Source organism: Mycobacterium sp. shizuoka-1, assembly GCF_002723835.1.
Taxonomy (GTDB): domain Bacteria; phylum Actinomycetota; class Actinomycetes; order Mycobacteriales; family Mycobacteriaceae; genus Mycobacterium.
This window is the reverse complement of sequence record NZ_BEWG01000031.1, coordinates 99238-109629: the sequence shown is the minus strand read 5'-3', so window position 1 is coordinate 109629 and position 10392 is coordinate 99238. Positions and strand designations below refer to the sequence as shown.

Sequence of the window (10392 nt, the reverse complement as noted above, 5' to 3'; positions counted from 1 at the left end):
CGCCACCCTTGAGAAGCTGAATCAGCCGCGACGACCGCAGACCGGCCAGGCACCACGCCCCTGGCTGCGCAGCACGTTCTCCGCCACGCGGATCTGCTCCTCGCGCGACGCCATGTGCGGCGAGCCCGCACCACCGTTGGCGCGCCAGGTGCCCATGGTGAACTGCAGGCCCCCGTAGTAACCGTTACCGGTGTTGATCGCCCAGTTGCCGCCGGACTCGCACGCCGCGACCGCGTCCCAGTTCATGCCGTCAGCCGAGGCAATACCGGTACCGAGGGCCATCGGAGCCACCACGGCGGCGCCGCCGATCGCGGCCATGCCGATGGAGCGTGCGAGTGACTTGCGGAGGTTGTACAACAGTTTTCCTTTCGCCGAGCACGCGCCGCGGCCCACCCGCCATCGCGGCGGGATACAGCCCGGTGCTGGGCTGTCGGGATTCGGGTCGCGCCGTCTCGGTCGGGCACGACAGCGGCGGCCGGCCGGCGTCACCTGGCGGCTTGTCAGCCTGGCAACCCGCAGAAGGCCTTCGCGGCCTCCGGCCCCGCTCACACGCAGGGTTTCGAATTATGTGGAGTTATCGGTGTAGATGTTTGCTCCCAAAGGGACCGAGTTGGACCGTACGGAGCCGATCCCATGAAGTCACATCAACGACACGCTTATCTCGGTTAGATAACGGGACGATCACGACGGCAACCTATGAGTTGTCTGTGCAGGTCAGGCGCGCGTTTTGTGGCCAGGCTAAACATTGACACGCCCGTCAATTTTGTGATCTAAATCACGCACAAATTGTGGGCTGGGACACAGAATTTCGGCGCCGGATCGCGCCGATCAGCCAGCGCGCAGGAACCAATCCCCGTCTTTCCCAACCACACCGGGCCGACCGCCGGAGATTCGTTAGCTGACGCCGCTCCCCCACTCCGTCGGCCGGTTCTGCCAAAACCCTTGCCGAAAACGGCAATTGGGCTAACAGCGATCCCAGCACATCATCTGCGAGCGCGGACCCTCCTCGGCGCCGATACCGCTATTACGTTGTGCGCCAGACAGGTTCATCTCGCCGGTACAACCATTGACGGCCGTGCCCGAAGGCTACCTACGGCAGCAGTCCACGCGGGCTCGCACACCGAACGCGAGCACGGCCAAGCGAAATGCGACAAGGCCACCCCGATTCACCCAGTACGGCACGAGATCGGCGAAAACTGTTCTGCCCCAGGGGATTCACCGGGGAGCCCACCTTCGATGACCAGAAGATGACAAATTAATAAATGCGAATATCCAGCTATCGCCGAAATTCGGCGTATTCAGCGAATTAATTCGCGATTTGCTGCTGCAGATCGGCGGGAGAATTGACGTTGGCCAGTGCGGGACCGGCGGGGACGACGATCCGCTGGGTGACGACGGTGTCGGCCAGGGCCCGCATGCTGCGCTCGCCCGCCGCGACCAGCCCGTCGATGTGGTCGGCGAGGTCGGTGCGGTAGATGCCGGCCAGGTAGTGGTCGCGGCCGTCCCACGGCAGCACGATGTCGACGCCGCGGTGTTCGGCCAGCTCGTCGATGACGTCGACGGTCAGGAACGGCATGTCCACCGCGCAGACGAAGGCGCGCTCCATGCCGGCGGCGGCCGCCGCGCGCAATCCCCGCCCGGTGGCCAGCAGCGGGCCCACGCCGCGAACCTCGTCCCGCAGCACCTCGGCGTCCAGCACGGGAAGCGCCTGACCGGGGGCGGCGATCACGAACACCGGCGCACAGCGCGTGCCCAGCAGCCTGGCGGTGAACTCCACCATCGTGGCACCGCCACCGGGGTGCGGCAGCGTGGCCTTGTCCCTGCCCATCCGACGCGACGCCCCACCGGCCAGTACTACGGCGGCCAGCGGGGCGGGCGTGCTCATCGGTGGTCGAGGTCCTAGTCGACGGTCCAGGTGTCGCGACCGCGCAGCAGCGATTGCAGCGCGTGCCGGTCGTGCGGGGTGGCTTCCCGCGCCAGGCGCACCTGGTCGCGGGCGGCGTCGTCATAGGTCGGCCGGCTGACCTGACGGAAGACCCCCATCACGGTGTGCTCGAGGTTCTGCTCCGACAGGCGCGACAGCGCGAAAGCGTACGCGGAGTCGTCGATGGTCGCGTCGTGCACCACGATGTCGCTGGCCGCGACGTCGGCGGTCTTCGCGACGTCCAGCCCGAAGCCGGTCTTGACCACGCAGTATTCGCCGTTGGCGCCGAACGTGACCGGCTCGCCCTGGCGGACGTTGATGATCCGCTCCTCGGCACCCTCCTTGCGGAGCAGGTCGAAGGAGCCGTCGTTGAAGATCGGGCAGTCCTGCATGATCTCGACCAGTGCCGCGCCACGATGCTCAGCCGCCGCCTTCAGCACCTCCGACAGACCCTTGCGATCGGAATCCAGCGCGCGCCCGACGAAGGTCGCCTCGGCGCCCAACGCCAGCGAAACCGGGTTGAACGGATAGTCCAGCGAGCCCATCGGGGTGGACTTGGTGATCTTGCCGACTTCGGAGGTCGGCGAGTACTGCCCCTTGGTCAGGCCGTAGATCCGATTGTTGAACAGCAGGATCGTGATGTTGACGTTGCGGCGCAGCGCGTGGATCAGGTGATTGCCGCCGATGGACAGCGCATCGCCGTCTCCGGTGACCACCCACACCGACAGGTCCGGGCGGGCCAGCGCCAGACCGGTGGCGATGGTCGGCGCGCGACCGTGGATGGAGTGGAAGCCGTAGGTCTCCAGGTAGTACGGGAACCGGCTCGAGCAGCCGATGCCGCTGACGAACGCGATGTTCTCGCGACGCAGGCCCAGATCCGGCAGGAAGTTGCGGATCGTGTTCAGGATGACGTAGTCACCGCAGCCCGGGCACCAGCGCACCTCCTGGTCGCTGGTGAAGTCCTTGGCTTTCTGCGGCTCGTCGGTGGTCGGCACCCACGCCGTCTTGGACACCCCCGGTGCCAGCAGATCCGAGCCGATCAGGTCAGTCATCCGTTCACTCCTGCGCCAACTGTGCCGGTACTCACGGTAGCTGCCGCAAGCCGGGCGAATTTCGCTTTGTCGCTTTCCTTTTCGGCCAAGGTCCCGTCCAGGGCGGCATCGATGATGCCCTCCAGTTCGTCGGCCAGGAACGCCATGCCCTGCACCTTCGTGACCGACTGGACGTCGACCAGGTACCGCCCGCGCAGCAGCAGGGCCAGCTGACCGAGGTTCATCTCCGGTACCACCACGTTCGGGTACCGCCGCAGCACGTCGCCGAGGTTGGCCGGCATCGGATTGAGGTGGCGCAGATGAGCCCGCGCGACCTTGATCCCGCGGCGGCGCGCTCGCCGGCAGGCCTCACCGATCGGTCCGAACGAGCTGCCCCAGCCGAGGATCAACAATTCGGCGTCACCGGTGGGGTCGTCGACCTCGATGTCGGGAACCGTGATCCCGGCGATCTTGGCCTGTCGCAGCCGCACCATCAGGTCGTGGTTGGCCGGCTCGTAGGAGATGTTGCCGGATCCGTTGGCGGACTCCAGCCCGCCGATGCGGTGCTCCAGCCCCGGGGTGCCCGGAATCGCGAACTGACGGGCCAACGTCTCCGGGTCGCGGGCATAGGGCGCGAAATCCTCGCCGGCCTTGGCGAAGTTGGGTTCGATCGCCTCGTAGGAATCGATGTCGGGAATGCGCCACGGCTCCGAACCGTTGGCGATCGCGCCGTCGGACAGCAGGATCACCGGCGTCCGGTAGGTCAGCGCGATGCGCGCGGCCTCGATGGCCACCTCGAAGCAGTCCGAGGGGGTGCTGGCGGCCAGCACGGCGACCGGCGATTCGCCGTTGCGGCCGAACATCACCTGCAGCAGGTCGGCCTGCTCGGTCTTGGTCGGCAGGCCGGTGGACGGACCGCCACGCTGCACGTCGATCACCAGCAACGGCAGCTCGGCCATCATGGCCAGGCCGATGGCTTCGGACTTCAGCGAGATACCCGGACCCGACGTGCTGGTCACGCCCAGCGCGCCGCCGTAGGAGGCGCCGATCGCGGCGCCGACGCCGGCGATCTCGTCTTCGGCCTGGAAAGTCAGCACGTTGAAGTTCTTGTGCTTGGACAGCTCGTGCAGGATGTCCGACGCCGGGGTGATCGGGTAGGTGCCCAGCACCACCTGGATGTCGGCGAGCTGGCCGGCCGCGATCACGCCGTAGGCCAGCGCGGTGTTGCCGGAGATCTGCCGGTACTCGCCCGGGGCGAGCTTCGCCGGCGAGATGTCGTAGGTGGTGCCGAAGGCCTCGGTGGTCTCGCCGTAGTTCCAGCCGGCCTTGAGCGCCAGCACGTTGGCCTCGGCGACGTCGGGCTTGCGCGCGAACTTCTCGCGGATGAACGTCTCGCTGGTCTCGATGGGCCGGCCGTACATCCAGGACAGCAACCCGAGCGCGAACATGTTCTTGGCGCGCTGGCCGTCCTTCTTGGTCGCGCCGATCGCCTCGACCGCCCCCAGGGTGAGCGTGGTCATGGCCACCGGCTGCACGACATAGTCGGACAGGCTGGCGTCCTCGAGCGGGTTGTTCTCATAGCCGACCTTGGCCAGGTTGCGCTTGGTGAATTCGTCGGAGTTGGCGATCACCAGACCGCCGCGCGGCAGATCGCCGATGTTGGCCTTCAGCGCGGCGGGGTTCATCGCGACCAGGACGTCGGGACGGTCACCCGCGGTGAGGATGTCGTAGTCGGCAATCTGGATCTGGAACGACGAGACGCCGGGCAGAGTGCCCTGTGGAGCGCGGATCTCGGCGGGGTAATTCGGCTGCGTGGCAAGGTCATTGCCGAACAGCGCGGCTTCCGAGGTGAACCGGTCGCCGGTCAGCTGCATGCCGTCGCCCGAGTCGCCGGCGAACCGGATGACGACCTTTTCCAGCTTCTGCCGGTTGCCCGTAGCGCCGTTGCCGTTGGGACCCACGTCCCCGCCTTTCGTCCTGTCCGCCGGGTGTGGATACCGCGTCGCTGTCAGTGTGGACGCGCCGACGGAATCGACAGCCCAGGAGTTGCTGTCACTCGCGGTACCGATTATTGCACTTTCTTAGGCAAGCTAGACCACGGTCGGACCCGGACACGCCGCGCCGCCTGCGGGGAAGGCACAGCTCACAGATGGAAGCCACGGCGCGATGAGACAAAGTGTGTCTTTCGTCACTTTCCGAGAATGCCATTCTCTAAGAGTTTTGCTACTCGCGGGTAGCACTCTGTCAGCGGCGTGCCGCCAGGCGTTTCTCGAGTTCACCGGCAACCAGCTCGCTGGCTTCCTTGGCCGCCGCACGCGGATCCGCACCCGCCGCGCGATTGGCGACATAACAGGTGGTGAACATGTCACCGGCCCCGGTGGTCTGCACGCCCTGCACCCGCCACGCGGCCGGCACCCGCACACAGGTGTCACCGGTATAGATGTCACACCCCTCGGAACCGTAGGTCACCAGGATCTCCGGCACCCCGAGCCGCGCTGCGGTCGCCTCGTCGAAGGGCCCGTCGGCGACGATGACGGCCTCGTCCTCGGCCAGCTTCAGGATGGACAGGTGGGCCAGCAGTTCCGGCGGGAAGTGGCGGTCCACGACCAGGGGCCCGAGCCGATCGGCCCGCACCAGGCCCTGACCGTCGTAGGCGACCCGGTGGCCGCGGCGCGCCAGCAGCGCCAACGTCTCGGCCGGGAAGTCGGTGCGCAGCAGCGGCGCGAGGTGCACCCACGTCGTGTCGGGCGCCGCGGCGTCGATCTCCGCCGGACCCCACACCGGACCGATGGCCTCCACCGACATCCGGCGGTGGTCCACGTCCTCATAGTCCAGCCGGAACGAGCTGGTCCGGTCGGCGGTCAGGATCCGGATCATCGACCCGAAACGCTCGAGCAGGGGGTCGAACAACGGCCGGTCGTCGGCGGCCGCCAGCGCGACGATGCCGCCCGGTGTGCCTGCCGCCTCCATCGCCACCCCCGAGAACGACGCGCATCCGCCAGGGGTCTTGGGCCCGCCGTTGATCACGTCGATGGCCAGATTGCCCAGCACGGTCACGCCGGCGACGAGCTCGGCGCGCTGTTCTGGCACGGGTGGTCTCCTCATCAATGTCGGCGAATCCATCGTCGCCGTCGGCGCGGATGGTAGTCGGGAATTCCTCGAATCAACGAGTCGGCGTGGTCAGCCCGGCACGTTGTACGGCGTGATCACCTGGATCGGGACGGGTCGGGCCGGTTCGCTGGGCAGCGCGCGGTGCTGCTGCAGGATCAGCCGCATGGCCAGCCGGGCGTCGGCGCGCAGGTCGTTGTGCAGGACCGCCGAGATCCGGCCGTCGCGCAACAGGCGCCGGTTGTCGGCGTCGAGATCATGGGCGATGAACACGTCGCACTCCCGGCCGATGCTGTCGAACGCCGCGACCGTCGCGGTGTTGCCGCCCCCGACGGAGTACACCGCCCGCACCTCGGGGTGGCGCTCGAGGGCCTCGAGCACCAGACCTTCGTTGGTGGCGTCGATACCGTCGCTGTCGCTGACCTCGACGATCGCGCGCCCGGACTTGCGCAATGCGGTCCGAAACCCGACCTCACGCTCGGCCTCCCCGCGAAACACCGTGCGGCTCAAGGTGATCAGCACGTCGGCGGGCGCCGCCCCCAGCCATTGTTCCATCAGATAGGCGGCAGTGACGCCGGCGCCGTGGTTGTCGATGCCGACGTAGGCACAGCGCGAGCTGGCCGGGATGTCCGTCGTATAGGTCACCACCGGCACGCCGGCGGCCACCAGGGCGTCGACCGCCTCGGCCACCTCGGGTTCGTCCTGCGCCTTGAGTACCACCCCGTGGCTGCCCTTGATCCGCCCAAGGGTGTCCACCATCTGCTCGGTGGACCCCGACTCCCACAGGTGGAAACGCGCACGCAGCATCGCCGGCGCGAACGCGGGCAACTCGGCCTCGACGGCGGCCCGAAACGCATCGGAAAACCGCTGCGGCGTCTGCATCACCACATCCACCAGGTAACGACGCCCGTTGAGCCGCAGCTGAGTTCGCTGCTTCTCCAGGTCCTCGATCGCCTGCATCACCTCGGCACGGGTGCCGTCCCGCACCCCGGGGCGGTCGTTGAGCACCCGGTCGACGGTGGCCTCGGACAGCCCCGACTGCTGGGCGATCTCGCGGACCTTGAATCGGTGCGCCATGGTCGCCGACCCTAGCCCAATGAGGGGTTTTTGATGGATTTCTGCTGTTGATTGCGGGCTGGGTCACAGCGAGACTTGCCGCATGGTCGATGTGAGCGCACGGGTGCAGCCCTGGCTGGCAGAGTCGGCCTTCGCACTCGACGAGCTGCGAGTGCTGACCGAGCGGGACACCGATCTCGCCGCCTACCCGCATGCCGTCGAGGTCCGGTCGAACGTCCCGGTCTACTCCGCCGGAGAGCTCGCCCGGGCCGACCGGCGGGCCGTGCAGGCGGAGCTGATCAGCGCGCTGGCCGACGGACCCGGTGTGGTGGTGTTCGCCGACGCCTTTCCCGCCGCGGTCGTCGACGCCGCAAGCGCGGCGTTCGGCGCACTGATCGCCGCGCAGCGTGCAGAGGGCGGCATCGCCGGTGACCACTTCGGCGAGGCGGGGGTCAACGACCGGGTGTGGAACGCCGCGCAGAAACTCGCGCTGCACTCCCCCGCGGTGTTCGCCGACTACTACGCCAACGATGCGCTCGCGCTGGTGTGCCAGGCCTGGCTGGGCCCGCGGTATCAGGTCACCTCTCAGGTCAACGTCGTCAATCCCGGTGGTGCAGCGCAGGTTCCGCATCGCGACTATCACCTCGGCTTCGTCGCCCCCGGCCAGCTCACCGACTATCCGGCGCATGTGCACCGGCTGTCGGCGACATTGACGTTGCAGGGCGCGGTCGCACACACCGACATGCCACTCGACAGCGGACCCACCATGCTGCTGCCGTATTCGCAGCTGTTCGAGGGTGGCTACGTGGCGTTTCACCGGCCGGAGTTCATCGAGTACTTCGTCGCGCATCAGGTCCAGATTCCGCTGCGCAAGGGCGACGCGGTGTTCTTCAACCCGGCGCTCTATCACGGCGCCGGCGCCAACACGTCGGCCGCGGTGCGACGGATGGCAAACCTGTTGCAGATCTCCTCACCGTTCGGCCGCGCCATGGAAGCGCTGGATCGCACCGCGATGGTGCGCGCGGTGTATCCCGCGCTGCGGGCGATGAAGGCCGCCGGGCGCCCCGCGGCGGATCTGGTCAATGCCGTCGTCGCCACCGCCGAGGGTTATCCCTTCCCCACCAACCTCGACCACGACCAGCCGATCGGCAGCCTGGCGCCGCCCAGCCAGGTCGACGTGGTGCTGGCCGCACTGGCCGACGATTTGACCCCGCCCGCCCTCGAACGCGCCCTGCGCGACCACCACGAACGGAGAATCCCGTGACCACACTCGGCGTGATCGGCCTCGGCCGAATCGGTGCCTTCCACACCGAAACCCTGAGCAACCTGGCCGGTGTCGATGGACTCGTCGTCACCGACGAACGTCCCGACGTGGTCGCCGAGGTGGCGGCCAAACACGGCGCCAAGCCGGTGGATTCGGTTGAGCAGCTGCTGAATTCCGGTATCGACGGGGTGGTCGTCGCGGCTGCCACCCCCGCCCACGCCGAACTCACACTGGCGGCCGTGGCCAAGGGACTGCCCACGTTCTGCGAGAAGCCGATTGCGGCGTCCGCCGCCGAAAGCGCTCGAGTGGCCGAGGCGATCGCCCGGTCCGGGGTGCCGGTGCAGGTGGGTTATCAGCGTCGCTTCGACGCCGCGTTCGCCGCCGCCAAGCGGGCGGTCGACGACGGGTCAGTGGGCGCGCTGCACACCGTGCGCAGCACGACGATGGATCCCGCGCCGCCGCCGTTCGAGTACCTGGCCGGCTCCGGTGGAATCTTCCGCGACTGCGCGGTGCACGATTTCGACGCGCTGTGCTGGATCACGGGTCAGCGCGCCGTCGAGGTGTACGCGACCGGCAGCGTGCAGGGCGATCCGCGGTTTCGCGAGATCGACGACGTGGATACCGCGGTGGCGGTGGTGACGTTCGAGAACGGCACCCTGGGCGTGGTGTCGGCGGCCCGCTACAACGCCCGCGGCTACGACTGCCGGCTGGAGGTACACGGCTTCGACGACTCCGTCGTCGCGGGCTGGGATCAGGGTGTGCCGGTGCGAAACACCGATCCGCACAACACGTTCCCCGAGGGACCGGCCCACCACTTCTTCATGGACCGGTTCACCGCCGCGTTCCGCACCGAGCTGGCGGCCTTCGTCGAGGTGACCAAGGGCAACCCGCTCTCGGGAGCCACCGTCGCCGACGCGGTCGAGGTGGCGTGGATCGCCGAGGCCGCCACCGAATCCCTGCACCGGCGGGTGCCGGTCCGTATCGAGGAGGTCAAGGCCCGATGAGTCTGAAGATCGCCGGCGCACCGATTTCGTGGGGTGTGTGCGAGGTGCCCGGTTGGGGCTACCAACTCGATCCCGAGCGGGTGCTGACCGAGATGCGGCAGGCCGGGCTCACGGCCACCGAGCTGGGCCCGGAAGGGTTCCTGCCCGCGGAGCCTGCCGAACTGACGGCGGTGCTGGGCCGCCACGGACTGAGCTGTGTGGGAAGCTTCGCACCGGTGGTGTTGCACGACGCCGGCCACGACCCGGTGCCGGACGTTGCCGGACTACTGGAATCGCTTGTAGCCGTAGATGCTTCGATGCTGGTGCTGGCCGCGGCCACCGGCACCGACGGGTACGACTCCCGGCCCGATCTCGACGAGGACCAATGGTCGACGCTGCTGACCAACCTCGACCGGCTCGCCGAGGCCGCCGCCGAGCGGGGCATCACGGCGGTGCTGCACCCGCACGTGGGGACGATGGTCGAGAAGGGTGACGAGGTGGCCCGGGTGCTGGACGGGTCGTCGATCTCGCTGTGCCTGGATACCGGGCATCTGCTGATCGGCGGCACCGATCCGGTGCACCTGGCGCGCACCGTGCCGGGCCGGATCGCGCACACCCATCTCAAGGACGTCGACGCTGCGCTGGCCGCCCGCGTGCAGTCCGGCGAGCTCACCTACACCGAGGCGGTCGCCCGCGGCATGTACACCCCGCTGGGCACCGGTGACGTCGACATTGCCGGCATCGTCACCACGTTGCGGGACAACGGGTTCGACGGCTGGTTCGTGCTCGAGCAGGACACCATCCTCGACGGCGAGCCGCAAGGCCAAGGCCCCCTGCGCGACGTGCTGGCCAGCGTCGCGTACCTACAGAGTGTCGCGGGCGGCGTGCCGGCATGAGCGACGCCTGCGGAGCGAATCATCGGAGGGCATGCAGGGCCCGAGCTTGCGAGCGCATTGCATGAGCCTGCGGATCGGCGTGCTCGGGGCGTCCCGAATCGCCGAGCACGCCATCGTCGGCCCAGCCCGC

The 10392-nt window shown here is 68.1% G+C and carries 8 protein-coding genes and 1 pseudogene; 3 read left to right on the top strand and 6 right to left on the bottom strand.

Going from position 1 to position 10392, the window contains the following annotated elements:
• Positions 1 to 21 precede the first annotated feature (21 nt).
• The 6 genes and pseudogenes from MSZK_RS11005 to MSZK_RS10980 form a co-directional block, all read right to left on the bottom strand.
• Positions 22 to 255, bottom strand: a pseudogene (locus MSZK_RS11005) (transglycosylase family protein); the annotation flags it as partial.
• Positions 256 to 1306: 1051 nt separating this feature from the next.
• Positions 1307 to 1885: a molybdenum cofactor guanylyltransferase gene (gene mobA, locus MSZK_RS11000; RefSeq protein ID WP_099247659.1), complete on the bottom strand. Its 579-nt coding sequence runs from the start codon at positions 1883 to 1885 to the stop codon at positions 1307 to 1309.
• 14 nt (positions 1886 to 1899) lie between these two features.
• Positions 1900 to 2976, bottom strand: coding sequence for a 2-oxoacid:ferredoxin oxidoreductase subunit beta (locus MSZK_RS10995; RefSeq protein ID WP_099247657.1), 1077 nt, complete (start codon positions 2974 to 2976; stop codon positions 1900 to 1902).
• Positions 2973 to 4916 (bottom strand): 2-oxoacid:acceptor oxidoreductase subunit alpha, encoded by a 1944-nt coding sequence (locus tag MSZK_RS10990; RefSeq protein WP_099247655.1) that lies wholly within the window; start codon positions 4914 to 4916, stop codon positions 2973 to 2975. The genes MSZK_RS10995 and MSZK_RS10990 overlap by 4 nt, the downstream gene beginning before the upstream one ends.
• Positions 4917 to 5199: 283 nt before the next feature.
• On the bottom strand, positions 5200 to 6045 hold the full coding sequence (locus MSZK_RS10985; protein WP_371411317.1) for a PfkB family carbohydrate kinase: 846 nt from the start codon (positions 6043 to 6045) through the stop codon (positions 5200 to 5202).
• A 90-nt stretch (positions 6046 to 6135) separates the two neighbouring features.
• On the bottom strand, positions 6136 to 7140 hold the full coding sequence (locus MSZK_RS10980) for a LacI family DNA-binding transcriptional regulator (protein WP_099247653.1): 1005 nt from the start codon (positions 7138 to 7140) through the stop codon (positions 6136 to 6138).
• Positions 7141 to 7222: 82 nt separating this feature from the next.
• Here MSZK_RS10980 and MSZK_RS10975 point away from each other — a divergent pair, with 82 nt between their 5' ends.
• Genes MSZK_RS10975 through MSZK_RS10965 form a run of 3 tightly spaced genes read left to right on the top strand, consistent with a single transcriptional unit; the run spans position 7223 to position 10262 of the window.
• Positions 7223 to 8383, top strand: coding sequence for a phytanoyl-CoA dioxygenase family protein (locus tag MSZK_RS10975; RefSeq protein ID WP_099247651.1), 1161 nt, complete (start codon positions 7223 to 7225; stop codon positions 8381 to 8383).
• Positions 8380 to 9387, top strand: coding sequence for a Gfo/Idh/MocA family oxidoreductase (locus MSZK_RS10970; protein ID WP_099247649.1), 1008 nt, complete (start codon positions 8380 to 8382; stop codon positions 9385 to 9387). The genes MSZK_RS10975 and MSZK_RS10970 overlap by 4 nt, the downstream gene beginning before the upstream one ends.
• A complete protein-coding gene (locus MSZK_RS10965) occupies positions 9384 to 10262 on the top strand; it encodes a sugar phosphate isomerase/epimerase (protein WP_099247647.1) in 879 nt (292 codons plus the stop codon). Before MSZK_RS10970 ends, MSZK_RS10965 begins: the two co-directional genes overlap by 4 nt.
• The last annotated feature ends 130 nt before the right edge of the window (positions 10263 to 10392 follow it).